General features: G+C 40.6%; 15 protein-coding genes and 3 tRNA genes. 5 read left to right on the forward strand and 13 right to left on the reverse strand.

The features are described 5' to 3' along the window. Nucleotides 1–104: 104 nt before the first annotated feature. Genes miaA through tsaE form a run of 4 tightly spaced genes read right to left on the reverse strand, consistent with a single transcriptional unit; the run spans nt 105 to nt 4,837 of the window. The gene (miaA, locus tag M992_RS01905) at nt 105–1,046 is read right to left on the reverse strand and encodes a tRNA (adenosine(37)-N6)-dimethylallyltransferase MiaA (protein WP_053907113.1); all 942 of its coding nucleotides are present in this window, start codon (nt 1,044–1,046) and stop codon (nt 105–107) included. Beyond that, nucleotides 1,039–3,057, reverse strand: a complete 2,019-nt coding sequence (gene mutL, locus M992_RS01910; RefSeq protein ID WP_053907114.1) for a DNA mismatch repair endonuclease MutL — start codon at nt 3,055–3,057, stop codon at nt 1,039–1,041. The genes miaA and mutL overlap by 8 nt, the downstream gene beginning before the upstream one ends. A 15-nt stretch (nt 3,058–3,072) precedes the next feature. Beyond that, complete coding sequence (gene amiB, locus M992_RS01915; protein WP_053907115.1) at nt 3,073–4,359, reverse strand: N-acetylmuramoyl-L-alanine amidase AmiB; 1,287 nt, start codon at nt 4,357–4,359, stop codon at nt 3,073–3,075. 13 nt (nt 4,360–4,372) lie between these two features. Next, nucleotides 4,373–4,837, reverse strand: a complete 465-nt coding sequence (gene tsaE, locus M992_RS01920; protein WP_047254963.1) for a tRNA (adenosine(37)-N6)-threonylcarbamoyltransferase complex ATPase subunit type 1 TsaE — start codon at nt 4,835–4,837, stop codon at nt 4,373–4,375. 163 nt (nt 4,838–5,000) lie between these two features. On the opposite strand from tsaE, the gene queG reads away from it, so the two are divergent. Continuing rightward, on the forward strand, nt 5,001–6,158 hold the full coding sequence (queG, locus tag M992_RS01925; RefSeq protein WP_053907116.1) for a tRNA epoxyqueuosine(34) reductase QueG: 1,158 nt from the start codon (nt 5,001–5,003) through the stop codon (nt 6,156–6,158). A gap of 858 nt (nt 6,159–7,016) precedes the next feature. Further along, nucleotides 7,017–7,754 (forward strand): phosphatase, encoded by a 738-nt coding sequence (locus M992_RS01930; RefSeq protein WP_053907171.1) that lies wholly within the window; start codon nt 7,017–7,019, stop codon nt 7,752–7,754. 215 nt (nt 7,755–7,969) lie between these two features. Here the strand turns inward: M992_RS01930 and M992_RS01935 are convergent. The 4 genes from M992_RS01935 to orn all read right to left on the reverse strand — a co-directional run bounded on the left by M992_RS01935 (nt 7,970) and on the right by orn (nt 9,072). Further along, a tRNA-Gly gene (locus tag M992_RS01935) sits at nt 7,970–8,045 on the reverse strand. A gap of 36 nt (nt 8,046–8,081) precedes the next feature. Then, nucleotides 8,082–8,157 (reverse strand) — tRNA-Gly (locus tag M992_RS01940). Nucleotides 8,158–8,230: 73 nt separating this feature from the next. Continuing rightward, nucleotides 8,231–8,306 (reverse strand) — tRNA-Gly (locus tag M992_RS01945). Nucleotides 8,307–8,526: 220 nt separating this feature from the next. Further along, on the reverse strand, nt 8,527–9,072 hold the full coding sequence (gene orn / locus M992_RS01950; RefSeq protein WP_053907117.1) for an oligoribonuclease: 546 nt from the start codon (nt 9,070–9,072) through the stop codon (nt 8,527–8,529). A 137-nt stretch (nt 9,073–9,209) separates the two neighbouring features. Here orn and rsgA point away from each other — a divergent pair, with 137 nt between their 5' ends. From rsgA to mscM, 3 genes are all read left to right on the forward strand, one after another. After that, the gene (gene rsgA / locus M992_RS01955; RefSeq protein ID WP_053907118.1) at nt 9,210–10,262 is read left to right on the forward strand and encodes a small ribosomal subunit biogenesis GTPase RsgA; all 1,053 of its coding nucleotides are present in this window, start codon (nt 9,210–9,212) and stop codon (nt 10,260–10,262) included. A 316-nt stretch (nt 10,263–10,578) separates the two neighbouring features. Further along, complete coding sequence (asd, locus tag M992_RS01960) at nt 10,579–11,490, forward strand: archaetidylserine decarboxylase (RefSeq protein ID WP_053907119.1); 912 nt, start codon at nt 10,579–10,581, stop codon at nt 11,488–11,490. Nucleotides 11,491–11,520: 30 nt separating this feature from the next. Then, entirely contained in the window at nt 11,521–14,856 is a 3,336-nt protein-coding gene (gene mscM / locus M992_RS01965) for a miniconductance mechanosensitive channel MscM (protein WP_053907120.1), read from the forward strand. Between the two features lie 548 nt (nt 14,857–15,404). Here mscM and M992_RS01970 read toward each other — a convergent pair. The 5 genes from M992_RS01970 to pldA form a co-directional block, all read right to left on the reverse strand. Continuing rightward, nucleotides 15,405–16,193: a tetratricopeptide repeat protein gene (locus M992_RS01970; RefSeq protein ID WP_053907121.1), complete on the reverse strand. Its 789-nt coding sequence runs from the start codon at nt 16,191–16,193 to the stop codon at nt 15,405–15,407. A gap of 377 nt (nt 16,194–16,570) precedes the next feature. Then, nucleotides 16,571–17,380: a sugar/pyridoxal phosphate phosphatase YigL gene (gene yigL, locus M992_RS01975; RefSeq protein ID WP_053907122.1), complete on the reverse strand. Its 810-nt coding sequence runs from the start codon at nt 17,378–17,380 to the stop codon at nt 16,571–16,573. An 18-nt stretch (nt 17,381–17,398) separates the two neighbouring features. Next, nucleotides 17,399–18,394 (reverse strand): lysophospholipase L2, encoded by a 996-nt coding sequence (gene pldB, locus M992_RS01980; RefSeq protein WP_053907123.1) that lies wholly within the window; start codon nt 18,392–18,394, stop codon nt 17,399–17,401. An 11-nt stretch (nt 18,395–18,405) separates the two neighbouring features. Further along, complete coding sequence (gene recQ / locus M992_RS01985) at nt 18,406–20,235, reverse strand: ATP-dependent DNA helicase RecQ (protein WP_053907124.1); 1,830 nt, start codon at nt 20,233–20,235, stop codon at nt 18,406–18,408. 492 nt (nt 20,236–20,727) lie between these two features. Beyond that, nucleotides 20,728–21,627 (reverse strand): phospholipase A, encoded by a 900-nt coding sequence (gene pldA, locus M992_RS01990; RefSeq protein WP_053907125.1) that lies wholly within the window; start codon nt 21,625–21,627, stop codon nt 20,728–20,730.

A 21,627-nucleotide genomic window follows, 5' to 3' on the forward strand; every position in this document is an offset into this window, starting at 1 on the left:
GTTATATTTTCCTTATTTGTTGTTTTTAATAAGAACCTAATGGTTCTAAAAATTACTACTCAAAAATTGCGCTTAAACATTCTAATTGTACACAAACAATAGCCCTATGCACTAATAACCTGCATAACTGTTTCAAACGCTTGCTGAGGATGTTCACTATCAAGCCAATGAACATTTTCCCAACTTCTTAGCCAAGTTATCTGGCGTTTTGCTAATTGGCGTGTCGCACAAACTCCCCGAAAGACCATTTCATCATAATCGATTTCACCTGCCAAATATGACCACATCTGGCGATAACCAACACAACGAATAGCAGGTAAGTCTACATGCAGATCACCCCGGTCATACAGAGACCGAACTTCATCTTCAAAAGCCGAGTTCAGCATCTGATGAAAACGTTTTTCAATACGTGAATGTAAAATTTTACGATCTTGTGGCGCAATAGCAAACTGAAACACATTATAAGGTAATTCTTCGCCCGCTGTTTGTGTCAATTCAGTTAAACTTTGCCCAGAAATGAGATATACCTCTAAAGCTCGGGATAATCTTTGTGGATCATTAGGATGGATCCTTGCGGCAGCAACAGGATCAACCTGCTTAAGACGCTGATGAATCGCTTCCCAACCGTCATTTTGAGCTATTTCTTCAATCTTGGCACGCACTTCAGCATCAGCAGAAGGCAGTGGTGATAACCCCTCAAGTAACGCCTTAAAATAAAGCATTGTGCCCCCCACCAGCAAAGGAATTCTACCCGCAGCGGTAATTTCTGCCATCGCTGCAAGTGCATCACGACGAAAATCTGCCGCTGAATAAGGCTGGGAGGGATCAAGGATATCAATCAAACGGTGAGGCGCCAAACGCAATTCTTCTGCGCTAGGTTTTGCAGTCCCAATATCCATACCACGATAAATTAACGCCGAATCGACACTAATAATATCAACAGGTAATCGCTGGCGGAGTTCAATCGCCAATGCGGTTTTTCCTGATGCCGTGGGTCCCATTAAAAAGATGGCATTGGGTTTTTGCTGAGTCATCAAATCACTCATGGGTTAACGTTACTACCACCGATGTTAAATCAATTAATTGTAATAATGTTGATGGCGGTTGATGAACCCAATGTGGGCAAAGCCGTTCAACATCTGCTAATACTTGCACTGCTTGTGCTAATGTCCAGTTATTTTCGGAGTTATCTTGGACAATCGTTCTCGCTAACCATTCGGTAATTTGTAAATTAGTCACTGCCGCTTGCTGAGTAAGAAAATTAAGTAATCCGATTAATAACTGCGATAAATTTTGTGTTCGCAGTGGTAACGATACCGCATGAATCGTTACTTTTCCATGAGATATCGTCGCTTCAATACCAAATCTTGCTAATTCATCCTTGAAACGCTGAAAAACCTCAATTTCATCGGGATTAAGCGATAGTTTAAGAGGAATTAATAAAGGCTGAGGTTTTAATTTATCACCTTCTGCAGATAGTTGAGCCATTTTTAATAAATATTCTGCTTGGCTTAAGGATAACAAACCAATCCCCAACGGAGACTCTATTAATGCAAAGTTTTTTGCATAAATTGTCAATATTTTACCGAAAGTGTAATTTTTATCATTTTTCGCTACTTCAGTAGAAGTAACTGCATGTAAATTCAATGGCTTTTTAGCCGGGAACAGATCTTTTTTGTCACTTTCAGCGACCGGAATAGACATCAGTTGCTGATACAGTTGACCATTCTTCTTATCATATGGTTCTTTATCTACAAAAGATCTAGGTTTAGCAGAGTCCACTTGGGATTCTTCCAAGCGGGTTGGCCGCGGCTCGGCAGCGGGATAATGTTTAGATTTCACCTCTACGGCGTGATGATCCCCTGAAAACGATGAAAGCTTGTTTTCACTCGGGGAGTTGCTCACAAGTGTCGGCTGATTTGATGGCGTATTTTGGGCGGATCTCGATGTCGAAGATGTCGCCGAAGGTACTGATGTCGCAGAAAAACAATTCTGCCCCGCTGACGTTCGATTTTTCACTTCTGGTGCTACGCTAGAAAATGAATCAAATTCACCGCTGGTTGCCGCCTGCATCAGGGCCGTTTTTACCCCTTGATAAATAAAATCATGCACTAATCGCGCTTGATGAAAGCGGACTTCATGTTTAGCAGGATGAACATTCACATCTACTTGATGAGGATCGACTGTAAGATACAGCACATAGGCCGGTTGCTGATCGCCGTGTAATTGCCCTTCATAAGCTTGACGAATCGCATGATTAATCAACCTATCGCGCATCATACGCCCATTCACATAGCAATATTGAATATCAGGAACCGGAGCCCCCACCGGCAAGGTAACCCATCCATTAATCGCCAAATCACCATGTTCCCACGCAATCTCTAACGCCTGCTGCATAAAGTTCGCCCCACAAATTGAAGCTAAGCGACGCTCTTGCTGTGGTTTATCTTTCGCCGGCCGATATTGGCGAATAAGCTTACCGTTATGATTAAGATAAATAGCTATGTCTGGTCGCGCTAACGCAATACGACGAACAATCTCATCAATATGACCAAATTCTGTTTTTTCAGTCCGTAAAAACTTACGTCGCGCGGGAGTGTTATAAAATAGATCCAGAACTTCAACTGTTGTCCCGGTTGGGTGCGCTGCCGGCTTAATCGTGACTGACATATCTCGGCCTTCAGCATAGGATTGCCAAGCCTCAGGCTGAGTTTCTGTTTTCGAGGTTAAGGTCAGGCGAGAAACCGAACTAATACTGGCCAAGGCCTCACCGCGAAACCCCATGCTAATAATCGCTTCAAGGTCATCTAAAGTGGCTATTTTACTGGTCGCATGGCGTGCTAAGGCTAATGTGAGTTCATCTTTAGTTATTCCACAGCCATTATCACGAATGCGGATCAGTTTTTCACCGCCGCGCTCTATATCAATGTCGATACGCGTAGCACCTGCATCAAGACTGTTCTCGATCAGCTCTTTGACCACTGAAGCCGGTCGCTCTACGACTTCCCCTGCCGCAATCTGATTAGCCAATTGTGGCGAGAGTATTTTTATCGACATTGATGCTCTCCGTAATTACTGTGGTGCAGCCTGCAATGGATTCGCTAAAAAGTATTGGCGTAATCCTTGATGAATAGCTTCGGCAACTTTTTCCTGATAAGCCTCCGATTTAAGTAGCTGTTCTTCTGCGCTATTACTAATAAAGCCCGTTTCAACTAGAATCGATGGAATATCTGGCGAACGTAAAACGCCTAAGCTAGCATGCTCGGGCTGACGTTTATGAATGTTCCCAACTTTTTGTAGCTGCTGAATAACTTTTATCGCTACATCATAGCCAACACGCTGTGAATGACCGAATTGTAGATCAAGTACCGCTTGGCTTAAATAAGGGTCGGCACCATTGGACAATGCATCGCCAGCACCGCCTAGCAGTTCTGATTGTTTCTCACGTTGTTCAATCCAACTCCCCAATTCGCTATTCGCTCGGCGATTAGATAATACCCATACAGAAGCACCACGCGCACTGCTGTTTGGCGCTGAATCGGCATGAATAGATACCAACATGTTCGCTCCTTGTTTACGCGCGACTTCAGAGCGACCAGAGACAGAAATAAAATAATCACCGTCACGGGTCATCACCGGCTTAAACATAGGGTCTGCATTTAACTTTGCTTGCAGTTTCTTCGCTACACTTAGCGTCACGTCTTTCTCACGGTAACCTTTTTGCCCTAGCGCCCCGGGGTCTTTACCACCATGGCCTGCATCAATCGCCACCACAACCTGCTTACTGCCTTTGGCGGCTGATTTATTTTTTACCGCAACAGGAACTGCTACCGCTGAATTCATTTTTAGCGGTTTTTCTGTCGCTACTACTGCATTTTGTTGGGTGGCTTGAGCACGTTGTTTAAACTGAGTATGAGAGGTACTATTACCCGCTTTTATGCTCAGAATGACTTGATATCCATTCCCCATTTGTTGCAGCGAAGCTTGCGTTTTAGCTGCTTTAGAGAGTTCCAAAACTAAACGTTTATGCTGACGATCGCCCGGTTTACTCGTACGTATTAATTTGACCAAATCACCCGTTGGCAGTTTCATCGGCAGACCGCTGATTTCTGCCGATTGTTTTACATCCACCACCAACCGTTCCGGTGAATGTAAGGCAAAGAAACGATAATCAGGTTTACCCTCAGAAAATGATAACGTCACTTTAGCCTCTGAAGGACTATTGCTAACCTGAATATTCGATAACTGAGCCGCGTTAACCGAAAAGCTCGCCGTAGCAAAAAGTGCAATAAATGTTATCAGTACTAATAATGCACGATGCCATCCCTTGGCCATTTTTATCATTAAAGCATTAATCATGAGCGGTATATCCTCAGATAACAGACAAATTATCTAACAAAAACTCTCCATTTTTAGACTGAGCAACAAAATGTGCCTGACGGCCTTCATCTTGATAAGTCAACGTCAACGTTAGATCTGCTGGAGGTAAAAAGCCTTCACCTTGTTGTGGCCATTCGACCAAACAAATTGACTCTGGCGTAAAATAATCGCGGATCCCCATAAATTCTAGCTCTTCAGGATCAGCTAAACGATAGAGATCAAAATGATAAACTTGTCTGTCGGGTAAAGAATAAGGCTCGACCAACGTATAAGTTGGGCTCTTAACATGGCCTTGATGGCCTAAAGCCTGTAAAAAACCACGGCTAAACGTCGTTTTTCCTGCGCCTAAGTCACCATACAGATAAAGCACTAAACCTTGCTGACAAGCATTGGCTACTGCGCGCCCTAGTGCTACGGTTGCGGAGTCATTCGCCAGTGATAATTCACGTTCTTTCATGAGATCTTCTGCTAAATTACGGGGAAAATAAAATTATTGATCAGCTTATCATAACTCAATAAGCAGTAATGAGAACTGATTGCAGTTTAGCATTAATTTTCATCATGCTGCGCGCATGATACACTTCGCGATCGGACAACTCTCATCATTTACCTAATCTGATATGGCTATACAACTCGACCTTAATCTGCTGGCACAGCAAATCAAACAATGGGGAACCGATGTCGGTTTCCAGCAAATAGGCATCTGTGATACCGACCTAACTGCCGAAGAACCCAAATTACAGCAATGGTTGGATAAGCAATATCAGGGCGAAATGGACTGGATGGCACGCCATGGAATGATGCGCGCTCGTCCACATGAACTCCTGCCTGGAACATTGCGGGTGATCAGCGTACGTATGAATTATTTACCCGCAAAGGCATCGTTCGCCAGTACGTTAAGCAACCCTAATTTGGCCTATATCAGTCGCTATGCACTAGGACGAGATTATCATAAGTTATTACGCCAACGCTTAAAAAAACTCGGTGATCGAATAAAAGAATATTGTCAGGATTTTAACTATCAAGACGAAATTAACTTTCGTCCTTTTGTTGATTCCGCGCCGATATTAGAACGCCCATTAGCGGCCAAAGCGGGATTAGGCTGGGTAGGCAAACATTCGTTGATCCTCAATCGTGAAGCTGGATCTTGGTTTTTTTTGGGTGAACTATTGATCAACCTTCCGCTACCGGTGGATCAACCTGTTGAAGAACAATGTGGCCGTTGTGTCGCATGTATGACAACCTGCCCGACTGGCGCAATTGTTGCACCTTATACTGTAGATGCGCGCCGCTGTATTTCGTATTTAACCATTGAACTTGAAGGTGCTATCCCCGAAGAATTCCGCCCTTTAATGGGAAATCGTATTTATGGCTGTGATGACTGCCAATTAATTTGTCCATGGAATCGTTTTTCCCAACTTACTGATGAAGAAGATTTTAGCCCGAGACGCGCTTTACACACTCCAGAACTGCTCGATCTTTTTAGTTGGAATGAAGAAAAATTCTTACGTATCACAGAAGGCTCGGCGATTAGGCGTATTGGTTATCTGCGTTGGCTGAGAAATATCAGTGTAGCTTTAGGAAATGCGCCTTATCAAGACTCGATTATCTTAGCTTTACAAGAAAAACGGGGAATTGACGCTATGCTAGATGAACATTTAGAGTGGGCGATTAGCCAGCAGCGCCAGCGAAGAGAAGAAAACGCAGTAAATATACAGACTTCACAACAAAAACGTCTTGTACGTGCGATATCTAAAGGTTTACCTCGAGATGCTTAAATTTTGTTATATTATTTATGCTTAGAATAACCTGAATTCATTATTGTGAATAAAATAAAAATCCTTTATCTGACAATGAATAAAAAATTTTCAAGTCTATCTACACACAATTTAGAAAAATAAATTATTGGTTATTTTTCAAATAGTTGAAAATAATATTAATTTAACAACAAATTAAAGCTAAGATATTCATAGGAAACCCATGCTGTGGATAAGTCTGTGCAGGAACCGGAAAAAGTCACGTTATAAACCCAGCTTGTCCCAATTGATCTGTGGATAACTTTGTTTGATGATTTTTCAATTACTCGTTTGCTTTGCTGCCAAAATTTAGCTTAAAACGAATGAAAAAAACGTATTTTTTAAAATAACTCACCGTAAAGTTAACTAATTAGCTATTTATTAACTTCTGACGATTATTAATTAACGTCTAACGATAGTTATTTACCACATGATTTTAATGATGGGCTTAAAAATAATATCCCTCTTTCCGAGGGGAGCGTATTCTATGGCTAGCCTACTCCGAATGCAAGTGAAAACCGTAAATTAATCAAAAAAGATCGGCTGATCGTCGGTGGATCATTTTCAGACTTAGGGCAATAAAAATTAGCATCGATAGATAATCTCAGTCACTTAGCCCACAAATAGCCTAATTAAACCTTGTGCCATCACCTGAAATACACTGGAAGAGCCTGTTAGTCTGCGATATCTTAGCTTCATAATTAACGATATTTGAATAATCTTATACGCGATAGTACATGATGCACGATAGTACATGGAGCTAACACGATAGCGTACACCCACCGCATACCAACAAGAGAGAGCTTACTCTATATGTCTATATCTATGTGTAACAACACAATATATCCTGTTGATATTCATGCCCATACCGTGGCAAGTACCCACGCTTACAGCACAATAATGGACTATTTCACCGTTGCGAAGCAAAAAGGGATCAAACTCTTTGCGATTACCGATCACGGTCCAGAGATGGCCGATGCTCCTCATCCTTGGCATTTTATGAACATGCCGGTGATCCCAAGGATTATTGATGGCGTCGGGTTACTGTACGGTATCGAAGCAAATATTAAAAATCTACAAGGTGAAACCGACTGTAATGAGCAGATGACTAAACGCCTCGATATCGTGCTGGCCGGATTTCACGAGCCAGTACTACCGCCACAAAGCCAAGCAGACAATACCACCGCAATGATAGCTACTATTGCTAGCGGTAATGTTCAAATTATCACCCACCCGGGAAATCCAAAATATCCAATATATATCAATGAAGTAGCTAAATATGCAGCACAGCACAATGTGGCATTAGAAATGAATAACTCTTCTTTTTTACATTCAAGAGTAGGTAGTGCAGAAAATTGTATTAAGGTTGCGACCGCAGTACGTGATGCTGGGGGTTGGGTTGCATTAGGCTCGGATTCCCATGTCGCTTATGCGCTTGGCGGATTTGATAAAGTACTAAAGGTACTGGCCGAGATAAACTTCCCACCAGAACGGATTTTAAATGCTACACCACGCAGATTACTGGATTTTCTCGAATCACATGGCAAACCACCCATTACTGAGTTTGCTGATTTTTAATCTTGAATTTAATGTTTGCGAGCATCACCGTATATTGATTGAAAGCCGGGCTTATTCATACAAGAAGCCCAATATACTGCTCGCTTAATTTTAAGTAGCATTGAAGATGATAAAGAAATTATCATGATAGCTAACGGGGATGTAAATTGACTTTATTTATTTTTAAACTGAATTGAATTATTTTGAAGGGATAAATAAGAATACGACATTAAGATTGGAGCGGGAAACGAGATTCGAACTCGCGACCCCGACCTTGGCAAGGTCGTGCTCTACCAACTGAGCTATTCCCGCATCACAGAAGGATTCAGAACTAAAACGCTATAAAATTGGAGCGGGAAACGAGATTCGAACTCGCGACCCCGACCTTGGCAAGGTCGTGCTCTACCAACTGAGCTATTCCCGCATCACGGAAACGTCTTAGACTAAATTTACTAATTTATCTGTTCATTTAGAACAAATACGTTGGAACTTAAAATTGGAGCGGGAAACGAGATTCGAACTCGCGACCCCGACCTTGGCAAGGTCGTGCTCTACCAACTGAGCTATTCCCGCATCATATTTTAATATCCTGCTGAAAAAAGCTTACTTTTCAGCTACCGAACAAACAAAAAACTTCACCGGTATGGGGAGCGCATTATACGAAAAATATGCCGGCAGGCAAGCCCATTTTGGCAATTTTTTTATTTTTTTGTCTAAATGATGATTAAATCGTCAACTTGGAGGTTTAATCATCATTTATCAAACTCTTTTTATATCAACACATTAACATTTATTACAATTTAATAAATGTTTCTCGATAGTAGACTAATTCAGCAATTGATTCACGAATATCATCAAGTGCTTGATGGGTATTTTTTTTACTAAACCCGGTCAATATCTCAGGCTTCCACCGGCGAGCAAGTTCTTTTAAACTACTTACATCAAGGTAGCGATAATGAAAATATTTTTCCAATTCAGGCATATAGCGAAATAAGAAACGACGATCTTGCCCAACACTGTTACCACAAATTGGAGATACGCCGGCGGGAACCCACTGCTGTAAAAATTTAATAGTGGCTAACTCGGCTTCACGATCCCCTATTGCACTGTTCTTAACGCGCTCAACCAGCCCGCTACCAGTATGGGTCTTTACATTCCATTCATCCATCAACGCTAGTTGCTCAGCAGATTGATGAACTGCAATTACTGGACCTTCAGCCAGAATATTTAGCTGACTATCGGTCACTATTGTGGCAATTTCAATAATACGATCACGTTCTGGGTCTAATCCGGTCATTTCCAGATCGATCCAAATTAAATTGTTCTCATTTTTGTGCATGATATATCCTAACTTCACTCAGGCTAGTTTAGTGTATGATAACGCTTTTAATATCGCTCTGCGATAAGCCAAGAAGCGAATCAACTCAACCAATAATTTATTCAACAATATTTATTCAACAATAGAAGAGAGATCAGGTGGCTAAACAGAAACTGTCAAAAGGCCAGCAGCGCCGAGTGCAGGCCAACCATCAACGTCGATTAAAGAAACCGAAGAATATCGAGATTGATGATAACCAACTCGGTGAAGCACAGGAAGGACTGGTTATTAGTCGTTTCGGGCAACACGCTGATATTGAGGCAGAAGATGGTAGCATACAGCGTTGTAACCTGCGCCGAACAATTTCATCGTTAGTGACTGGTGACCGCGTTGTCTGGCGCCCAGCATTGCAAGTACAAGAAGATCGTCGCGCCTATGGCGTCGTCGAAGCTGTCCATGAACGTCATTCCGTTTTAACTCGCCCAGATTATTATGATGGGTTAAAACCTATTGCCGCCAATATCGACCAAATTGTTATTGTGTCAGCAATTTTACCCGAATTATCGTTAAATATCATCGATCGCTATCTCGTTGCCTGTGAAACGTTAAATGTCGAGCCGATTATTGTGCTCAACAAAATTGACTTATTAGACGCAGAAAATCGTCAATGGGTTGGCGACTTAATGGATATTTATCGAGAAATTGGCTATCAAGTTATCGAGGTTTCTGGCCATACTGGCGAAGGAATGGAAGCACTCACTAACACATTAGTAGATAAAATATCGGTTTTTGTCGGTCAATCTGGTGTCGGTAAATCAAGTTTACTCAATACACTGCTGCCCCAAAATGAGAAACCAATTGTGGTCAATGATGTCTCTGATAATTCAGGATTAGGCCAACATACGACGACCACTGCGCGTTTATATCACTTTACGCAAGGTGGCCAGGTTATAGATTCACCGGGAGTGCGTGAATTTGGGTTATGGCACTTAACGACGGAACAAGTTACCAAAGGATTTGTCGAATTTAGAGATTATCTGGGCAGTTGTAAATTCCGTGACTGTAAACATCTTGACGATCCAGGCTGTGCTATTCAGTTAGCGGTGGAACAAGAGAAAATTTCTGAATCACGCTTTGAAAACTATCATCGAATACTCGAAAGTATGGAAGCTGTTAAGCCACGCCGTAACTTCACCAGTACCGAGAAGTAATTCATTTAAAAATAGCCAGTTAAATTAGAGGGTTATCTTAATTATTTACGACTGGAATAGTTATAAGCAAAGTAGGTAAGTAATCACTACATTTTAAGCCAATGACTTAGAATAAAGATAAGTGTTACTCTGAAATTAGCCATAAACAGTAAACTTGTTATTGAAACTAGCCCCGACAACTGGTGTTATTGTCATAGCGATAACATCAGTTTTTATATGATAATTTAGATTATTTAAACACCATAGCCTAATACCGAAAGCGCAGGTACAATGTGTGCCTTTTTCCTAATTTCCATCCTAATTATCTGAGGTTAACGTGCTGGACAAATTGAAGATACGCTTACAGTATTTATTACCAAAACAAGGACTTACTAGCTTAGCTGGCTGGTTCGCGAGTAAACATGCAGGAAGCATCACTCAATTAGCGATCAAACTGTTTGCCAAAGTTTATAAAGTTGACATGAAGGAAGCGCAAAACAGTGAATTTAGCGCCTATCGCAGCTTTAATGAGTTCTTTGTTCGTCCGTTAAAATCCGACGTAAGACCCATTATCGCCGGTGAAAATACATTAGCCCAGCCTGCCGATGGCGCAGTTAGCCAATTTGGTCGCATTAATGACGATCAAATTTTTCAGGCCAAAGGTCATTATTACAGTACTGAAGCTTTGTTAGCGGGTAATTACTCACTAGCTGAGCATTTCCGTGGCGGTGAGTTTATTACCACCTATCTTTCACCTCGCGACTATCACCGAGTCCATATGCCTTGTGATGGTGTATTGACTGAAATGATTTATGTTCCGGGAGATCTCTTTTCAGTTAATCCGCTCACTGCCGCTAATGTTCCCAATTTATTTGCCCGTAATGAACGACTAATTTGTGTCTTTAATACTGAATTTGGTCGAATGGTACAAATCTTAGTCGGCGCAACTATTGTAGGCAGTATTGAAACCGTATGGAGTGGCTGTGTGAATAATACCCGCGAAGGAATTATTCAACGCTGGGTTTATCCAGAAAAAGGTGCTGAAGATGCTGTTTGCCTGAAAAAAGGACAAGAGATGGGACGCTTTAAATTAGGCTCGACCGTCATTAACCTATTTGAAGCAGATAAGATTGTCTTTAATTCCGCATTAATGCCCGGTTATGCCACTCGTATGGGGGAATTATTAGCTGAAGCTAAGCATCCCAAAGCTCAAACTGAGTTTGAAGCCGCTGAACCGGCCCACGAATAATCTGGTTAATTTGTCAAGGAGCTCCTTATTGTGCGTTTGATTATCAGTGTTTTTATCAGCCTGTTGATCGTCTTATCGTCTAATGCGGCGACTAATTCTGCTCTAGACGAAAACCTGCTCAAGCAGGAGCTCAAAGCGCTTGAATCGAGTAAAAATCCAAAAGATATTGAAACAGTTCAGGCGATACAAGGTGCCTTAAATTGGCTATCTGATGCGAAAGAATATGATGCCAAAGCCAAAACATATCAGGAAGCAATTGATAACTTTCCTACTATTGTCAAAACCCTCAGAAAAAATATTCTGAATCAACCTGATCAGCCGCCACGTATTGCTGAAAATATCAGCTTAAGCGAACTTGATCAGCGAATTATACGCATTAGTAGCCAACTTCTCGATCAAAGCCGACAAATACAGCAAGAACAAGATAGAGGCCGAGAAATCAGCGAATCTCTCGGCTTACTTCCACAGCAATTATCAGAAGCTCGTAAGCTGTTATCTGACGCTACAAATCGTGCGCAGGGGCTGAGTTCTTCAGGTACTCCATTATCAGAAGCACAGTCTGCAATAGCTCAAGCTGAAGTAAGCGCTCGCAAATCAAAAGTTAATGAATTAGAAATGGCGCAACTTTCTGCCAATAATAGGCAGGAAATTTCACGTATGTCGCTTGAGCTGTATAAAAAGCGTTATCAGTTACTTGAATTAGAATTACAGCAATTACGCGATTATCAGAATAATCAGCGCCAGCAAAAAGCCTTTTTAGCCCTCGAACATACCGATATGCTCGCAGAACAAGGTGAATTAACGCCTTTTCTGAAAAATCAGCTTGAAATCAATCGTACGCTGTCTCAGGATTTGACAGAGCAAGCCAAACGAATGAGCAGCATTACTAAGCAGCAAACTGTTGCCTCTGCCAATATTCAACAAGTCAAACAAGCGCTCAGTACTATCAAAGAACAGGCGCAATGGCTAAATGGCTCAACCACATTAGGCGAAGCATTAAGAACGCAATTATCTCGTTTGCCAGAAATGCCAAAGGCTCAGCAATTAGATAAAAATATCATCGATTTACGGATTGAGCGATTAAAGTTCGAAGATATGCTAGAAGGCATAGATAAGTATGATATTGCCCAAAAAGAACAAGAAAGTGCCTTAAATCCAGAGCAAATTCAGGTATATAAAGATTTACTAAACACTCGCAAAGAGTTACTCGGATCATTAATTTCAGGTTACGATGCTGAAATATTAGAACTCACTAAACTCAAGGTTGCGACCAGTCAATTAACTGATGCACTAACTGAAGTCAAAGATGCAACTCATCGTTATATGTTCTGGGTGCCCGATGTTTCGCCGGTTTCACTCAATTATCCCCTATTATTTGCCAAAAATATCACTCAGCTGTTGTCGTTAGACACACTTTCGCAATTAACCAGTGCGATTAAGGTCATGCTGACCACTCAAAATACGTTTCTCTATTTACTGGGCTCACTGATCCTCGTTATTTTCAGCATCAGTACTCGCAAACATTATCAGTCATTCTTAGACCGCTCGAGCATGCGGATTGGGAAAGTGACACAAGATTATTTTTATTTAACTATCAGAACCGTCTTTTGGTCGATCATTGTCGCCTTGCCTTTACCCATGCTGTGGTCGGCTGTTGGCTATGGTTTGCAAAGTGCATGGCAAGACCCGATGGCTACCGCTATTGGTTATGGTGTCAGTGCGACAACACCCGTTTTATGGTTATTTATGATCAGCGCCACTTTTTCGCGCCCGAACGGGCTATTCATCGCCCATTTTGGCTGGTCAAAAGAGAGCGTAAAACGCGCTATGCGCTATTACCGCTTAGCTATCTTCATGATTGTGCCATTAATGATGGCGCTAATTACCTTTGAATATTATAGCGATCGTGAATTTGCGCCGACGATTGGGCGTTTCTGCTTTATTCTCCTTTGCGTTGCATTAAGCTTAATTACCAATAACTTGAAACGGGCTGGTGTGCCTCTTTATCTTGATAGGCATGGTTCCGGCGAAAACTTTATTAATAGCGCCTTATGGGGCATGTTGTTGGTTGCGCCTATATTGGCAGCCTTTTTTTCTATGCTGGGCTACTATTCAACGTCTCAGGCACTATTAGGCCGCTTAGAAACCTCGGTAGCTATCTGGTTTGTGCTGTTAATTATTTACCATATTATCCGTCGATGGATGTCGATTCAGCGACGAAAACTAGCTTTTGATCGCGCCAAACAACGACGTGCCGATATGTTGGCCAACCGCGCCAAAGGTGATGAAGACAATATTCATAGCGCCAGTGGAGAGGGCTCTATCGATATTGAAGAAACTGTAATTGATTTAGATACCATCAGCGCGCAGTCGCTGGGATTAGTGCGTTCTATTTTAACGATGATAGCGCTGGTTTCACTAATTTGGTTATGGTCTGAATTACACTCCGCATTTTCCTTCCTTGAAAATATCCGCTTATGGGATGTGACATCCAATACCAACGGTGTGGATACTATTCAATCAATTACCATGGGTTCTATTTTTATCGCTATATTGGTGATAATTATTACCGCTCAATTAGTCAGAAATTTACCGGCACTGCTCGAGTTAGTCTTACTGCAACATTTAGATCTCACTCCGGGGACAGGCTATGCCATTACTACGTTAACCAAATACAGTATTACGCTGATAGGCAGCATTGTCGGTTTCTCATTACTCGGAATAGATTGGTCTAAATTACAATGGCTTATTGCTGCAATGGGGGTCGGGTTAGGCTTTGGTTTGCAAGAAATATTTGCCAATATTATTTCTGGATTAATGATCTTATTCGAGAAACCGATTCGTATCGGCGATACTGTGACTATCCGTAACTTAACCGGCAGCATCACTAAAATTAATACCCGAGCGACAACCCTAACCGACTGGGATAGAAAAGAAATCATTGTTCCTAATAAGGCTTTTATTACCGAACAATTTATTAACTGGTCGTTGTCCGACAATATTACCCGTATAGTCATGACTATTCCTGCGCCGGTAGAGGCGAATAGTGCACAAGTCACAGAAGTACTGCTTACTGCCGCTAAACGTTCAACGATGATTTTAGATAACCCGACGCCTGAAGTGTATTTGGTCGATTTGCAACAAGGGATCCAAATCTTTGAATTACGTGTATTTGCATCAGAGATGGGCCACCGTTTACCCGCCCGCCATGAGATCCATCAAAACATCTTAGCTGCCTTTGCCGAACAAGGTATTCCATTACCGTTCCCGCCATTCCAAGCCCGGGTGGATGTGACTGAAAATAATAGTTATACGAGCATGAATATCTCAGCGAGATCAGCGCCTCGTAAGAGCGGAGATCTATAATTTTAGTTATAACTATAAAAATAAAATACAAGACTAAATAAAAAATAGATAGAAAAATAAAGATATCAGTGGTTCAGATTAAAAATGAGTAAATATTCTGAGCCACTCGATATATAACGTAATATAGCTAAAAATAATTGGACGTAACCCAGTGAATGAATTAGATCAGATAATAAAATTATGGATTATTCAATTAGAACGAATCGCTTCTATTTTATTCTTTTTACTTCCACTAATTATTTTATTGGTTATAGGAAAAACATTTGCAAACTATATTTTATATTTATGGCAGGGATATTGTCTTCTTTATATTTTACTTTATAGATATACAATCAGAAAACTTTCAAACCATCATGAAAAAATAATGATTCTAAGATATCAGGAATATAATCGATTTTATCGTCTTAGTTGGGCATATATTGTTTTATCAGTGCTTTTTATGATCGGATATTACTTTTACTCTAACTAGTTTCCAGGTTTAAATTGGGCTAGAAAATTTATAAGTTAACTCAGGCAGAGGTCTATTTTAGATTGCCTGAGTTATAAGTTTATTTATCTATTTTTCCATAAGAATTAATATAGCGTGTAGCAAGAGCTTGAGCTTTATTTAATTCACTGGCGGTCAGTTGTTTTTCTATTTTTTTCTGTAATCGACCACTTTCTTTATTTCCATTATCTATTGCTACGGCTAACCACGCATAAGCCTGAACTAAATTTTTCGTTACACCTTTACCTTCAGCATACATACCGCCGAGACGATCTTGTGCTTTACCATCATGCTGTTTTGCCGCTTTACGGTACCAAAAAACAGCTTTTGTATAATCTTGATCAACACCACTACCGGTTGAATACAGTTGCCCCATTTGAAACTGAGCAAGCTCATAGCCACCTTGAGCCGCTAATTTAAACCAATAAGCCGCTTTTTTTAAATCTTGAGTGACACCTAATCCTTGAGCGTACATCATCGCCATATTGCTTTGTGCACGAGTATTGCCCTGTGCCGCGGCTTTCTCGTACCAACTGATAGCCTGCTCATAATCCCTACGGACACCAAATCCATTCACATACATAGTGCCTAATTTAAATTGAGCTTCAGCATTTCCTTGCTCACCGGCCTTTAAATACCATTCGGCAGCTTGTTTAGTATCTTGAGAAACCCCTGTACCCGAGAAATAGTTTTCACCGAGCTGAAATTGCGCCTGAATATTACCTTTTTCCGCCGCTTGTTTTAATTGTTCTATCGTCTGTTCGGGTTTAGGTGGAACTGCAATAGCATTGAATGAAAATGAACTAAAACAAATCGAGCCAACAAATAACGCTAAACATAACTTTTTCATTCAGTAAAAACTCCATCAATAAATCAAAACGACCACCTAAATGATAATCTGTAGCTAACTCCTGAAATAGACTAAGCCTAAATTTAATTCTTTAGTAGTCAAATTTCATTTCAATACATTTCGAATAAGAAAATTTACTTTATTTAGTTTCCTATAATTTTTAATAACGTCTATTTTTACCGCTATAATCTATAAAAATGAATTTTATCATTCCGTAAAGAATTAAATATCTGCAGCTATCATCCATTAAACACGATTATCTGAATCAATAATAATCGAAAAATCCTAAATATCACTTACTTTTATTATTCTAGCAGCTAATACACAGGAAATTATTCAATAAACCTGTGTATTAGCCTATTATCGGCTCGGTTAAGCTACACCTTAACGTGATAAAGTTTTTGCAGATAATCAGCGACCGCGTCATCCCGATTTGAGCCTATCACTTCCATATGTGGCAGAATATCTTTCAGCATTTGATGAGCATTTTCCATGATACAGCCTTTACCTGCCATTTCTAGCATTTCACGGTCGTTCATGCCGTCACCAAACGCAATACAATCAGATAATTGATAACCTTCTAATTCAGCCACTTGCTTTAATGCACGCCCTTTAGAGACTCCGCCTGCCATAATTTCTAGACAGTTTCGTAAGGAGAACGTCACATTGACTCTCTCTTGCCAACGCTCTTCGATCCGTTGCTGCAATGCCACTAAGAGATCATGATCTTCACTGGTAAAATAAACTTTGCATACTTCAGAGGTATCAAAATCGCGAGGATCGAATAACTTATAATTAAAAATCGATTCTTTAAAAAACTCTTTTTGCTCAGGACTTTCGCGATTAATCAACCACTCATCACCTCGATAGTAATTCGTCAAAATCTCAGGATGTTCAAATTCAATTAAGCACAGATCTTGGACAATTTCAGGATCGACATTATGGCTAAAGATCAATTCACCTTGTGCATTATGCACTCTCGCACCATTCGATGTGATCATGTAAGCGTCAATTTCTAACCCATCCCTAATTTGCCCGACATCTATATGATGACGCCCTGTAGCAAAAACAAAGTGAATACCTTGTTTTGTCAATAATTTCAGGGTTTGTTTAGTCAAAGGGGTCAGGTCATGGTTCGGTGATAACAATGTACCATCTAAATCTGAAGCAACTACTGGATATTTCATGCATTTTTCCTAGCTAACTTAAAACTGATCAAAAAAATCACAGATTGAATTGAGAGCCATCGCACGCAATGCATCACTTTCAAACAAGATTTCATGATGAGCCCCTTCAATAACTAAAGGTAATTTTTCGTCTCTTCCTGTTTGAGCCGCCCGTCTCGCATCACAAAAAGCCATTAGCTCACGATTACTAACGACTTTATCTTCACTCGCTAGCAAGACCATGAGCGGCAGATCAATCTCTCCGGCTTTAGCTATCAACTGCTTACCAATCGAAAAACTTTCGCGGATCCAATGATATGTTGGACCGCCTAAACGTAACTCAGGATAATCTGCGTAATAGCGTAAATAGCGCCGATAACGCTCATAACTGTGGGTTAACACATTAATCAAGTAGGGTAATGGCTGCCATTTCCCGGTAGAAACCGCATAATCATTACGAATAGCCCACCGCGGTTCTGCTCTTTCAACAATAAAATTAGCCAGCCAGCTGGGCAGTGGTAAATTAATCCCAATCATTGGTGCACACAATGCAGCCGCATCAAATGTCATGCTATCACGCAGCAAATAGCCGCTGAGAATTGCTCCTCCCATTGAATGCGCGACAGCAAAGCATTTAAGGTAATGGCGACATTTAACTTCTAACTCAATAAAAGTCTGAAAATCATCGATATAGTCACTAAATTTTTCAACGTGCCCTTTTTGCGGATCTGCGAGCATACGACCAGATCGCCCTTGCCCACGATGATCAATAATAAAAATATCGTAACCAAGATGGAAAAAATCGTAAGCTACTTCTGGATATTTAATATAGCTTTCACTTCTACCGGGGGAAATTACAATGGCTTTATTATGCGATGAATTAATAAAACGAACGTAACGGATGGGAATATTATCGATGCCAAGAAATTGATCTTCTTCGCGTTGATTCCAAAAATCTAAAAGAGAACCATTAGTAAAAGCGGAAAATTGTGTTTCGCGGGTTAACCAACTCTCTTTTAAATTTTCTGCATTCATTCTATCTTCCTTTATTCATCATGCCCTGCTAAATGATCACGAATTAACACCATAAATGCATCACCAAAGCGCTCTAATTTACGCTCTCCAACACCATTAATTAATAATAATTCAGCTGAAGTTGTTGGACAATGCTCCGCCATTTCAATCAGTGTCGCGTCATTAAATACAACAAACGGCGGAATATTGTCTTCATCGGCAATCGACTTCCTGAGTTTACGCAGTTTCGCAAATAATTTCTTATCATAATTGCCTTGATAGGTTTTATTATTTTGATTACGCGTTTTGACCGATAATACTCGAGGTACTGCCAGTTGCAATGGAACGTCACCTCGTAAAACGGGCCGGGCTGATTCAGTCAGTTGTAACGCAGAAAAGCGCGATATATTTTGAATAATCATGCCACGATGAATTAATTGGCGTAAAATACTTACCCAATATTCATTGGTTTGCTCTCGACCAATGCCATATACCGGTAATTTATCATGACCTAATTCTCGAATACGTTGGTTATTTGAACCCCGTAATACTTCAACGATATAACCGATACCAAAACGCTGCCCAACACGATAAATGCAGGAAAGGGCTTTTTGTGCATCCACTAAACCATCATATTGTTTCGGCGGATCAAGGCAGATATCGCAGTTATTACAGGCTGTTTGTCGATTTTCACCGAAGTAATTTAATAAAACTAAGCGGCGACAAGTTTGAGCCTCAGCAAAAGCAGTAATCGCATTTAATTTATGCCGCTCAATATCTTGCTGCATTCCCGGTGTTTTTTCTTCTAAACAACGACGTAACCAAGCTAAATCAGCAGGATCATAAAATAAGATAGCCTCTGCTGGTAGGCCATCTCGTCCCGCTCTGCCCGTTTCTTGATAATAGGATTCTATATTGCGAGGAATATCAAAATGAGCCACAAAACGCACGTTAGATTTATTAATACCCATACCAAAAGCCACAGTAGCAACTACCACCTGCAAATCATCTTTTTGAAATGCATCTTGTACCCATTCACGCTGCTGAGTTTCTAATCCCGCATGATAGGCGGCAGCACTCAAGCCGCGTTTCTGTAAACGCCCGGCAATTTCTTCTACTTTGTTGCGGCTATTGCAATAAACAATACCTGATTTACCTTTTTGCCCTTTAATAAAAAACCAAAGTTGATCTAAAGGCTTATATTTTTCTACTAGGGTGTAACGAATATTAGGGCGATCAAAACTGCTGATATGGACCAAGGGCGAGCGCATTTCTAACAAGCGAATAATATCACTGCGTGTTGTATCATCAGCGGTAGCCGTTAATGCTATCACGGGCAAATTGGCGAAACGGCGTCTTAATTGACCTAAAGCACGGTATTCAGGCCTAAAATCATGCCCCCACTGAGAAATACAGTGTGCTTCGTCTACTGCCAATAAGCCTAAATTCCAGCTTTCGAGCTGATCTAAAAAATTATCTGTCAATAATCGCTCGGGAGCGACATACAATAAACGTATCTTTCCACTACGGCAATTATCTAAAATTTCACGTTGCTGTAGCGATGTTTGTGTTGAGTTTAGATAGGCTGCATCAACGCCTTGAAGCGTTAACTGATCCACTTGATCTTTCATCAAAGAAATTAACGGAGAAACCACCAGCGTCAACCCTTCTCGTACCAACGCCGGAATTTGATAACATAGAGATTTACCGCCCCCCGTTGGCATAATGACGAGACAATCCTGATTATCCAAAATAGTTCGAATAACGTCTGCTTGTCCGGGTCTAAAATGTTGATAACCAAAAGTACTATTTAATATACTTTCCGCTAACAACAGAGAGTCAATAACTTCTGCGGTCGACACGCGATTCCTCGAATTACACCAGTGTTTATGCCCTATCGGCAAAAGAAAAAAACTAGCAGATATCTTGCTCAGCCAATAAGATTTTTCAGGCTGTCATGGCTAAATACCACGTAAAAATTTATATTAATGAGTTATATTGCTTAGATATATTTACTGCATATATTTCTTACTTTTATCTTATATTTCTTACGTATATTTCTTAAACATATTGTACAGCGCCATTATTCAGCACTTAAAGTGAATCAATTAAGATGAATTCAGCCAGATAATAACATCCCCAAAATAATCCCTTTATTGTTTGCTAATATGATAGCGGCTGAGCACTTATCAGTCTGATGCAAAAATGCTAAGCGCCTTTATAAACATCAACGCCCATGATAGTCATGATTACCTCGCTAATGAGGTTGAATCTAACACAAAAATCTCGCCTATTCACATCTTAATCCCCGCTAATCCCCAACCCATAGAGTTGGAGATTAAGCGGATTTTTACTTACATTATATCATTCAACATGATGCCGAGGCCGATTCGAGTTTGACGAAAATTATAATCAATCATCGATTCACCATAACCACTGAATAACTGGCTATATAAACGCACATGTTTAGTCAGTGGATAGCTCCATCCTAACTCAGCAGCCCCATAACCGGTATTCCAGTTATACCGGCTGGTAACGGTAATAACGTTTTTATCATCCAACGCATAGCCGACTTTTAAACGATAATAACCCATATATTTATTAATATCGGGATTATCATCACTACCACTGCTCTCGTTCAATCGATACCATGGTTTTAAATCGACCTGCCAATCACCTTTTTGGGCCATAAAACGCGCATAAATACGATTCCAGCTACGAGAGGTAGGATCTGATCGACCATTTGATTCATGGTTAAAACCTGTTTCAATTTCACGGAAAGTCCAACCAGCAAATTGATAGTCCGTTAACCAGCCAATAAATAATTGTGGTTCATAATTGGTTTCACGGAACGGCGATGACTCTTTTTTATTACTGAGTTGCCACCAAGAACGCTGTGTATAAGATGCTGCTAATACAGAATTATCCCCCGCAATACCACGCCACAGAGGAAATGCTAGGCTCAGTTGAAATTTAACTTCATCATCAAGGGCATCTTTGCCCCAATCATAACTCTTAATCGCCTGTTTATTTAAATCTGAAGTATAGGTATAAATAATATAATTCGATTCATAAGGATATAAAACAAATGGATTATCATAGTTTTGCATTAATCCTGAAAGAATACTCCCTCTGATTATTGTCGAATTATTAGACGGCTGGGGTTGATCAGTTTCCTGATCAGGGTTTTGTGCAGCAAAGAGGACAATCGGCCAAAACAGTGCAACACTGATTAAATTCCGTAACGCATGCAT

It is taken from the genome of Moellerella wisconsensis ATCC 35017, from assembly GCF_001294465.1.
Taxonomy (GTDB): Bacteria; Pseudomonadota; Gammaproteobacteria; order Enterobacterales; family Enterobacteriaceae; genus Moellerella; species Moellerella wisconsensis.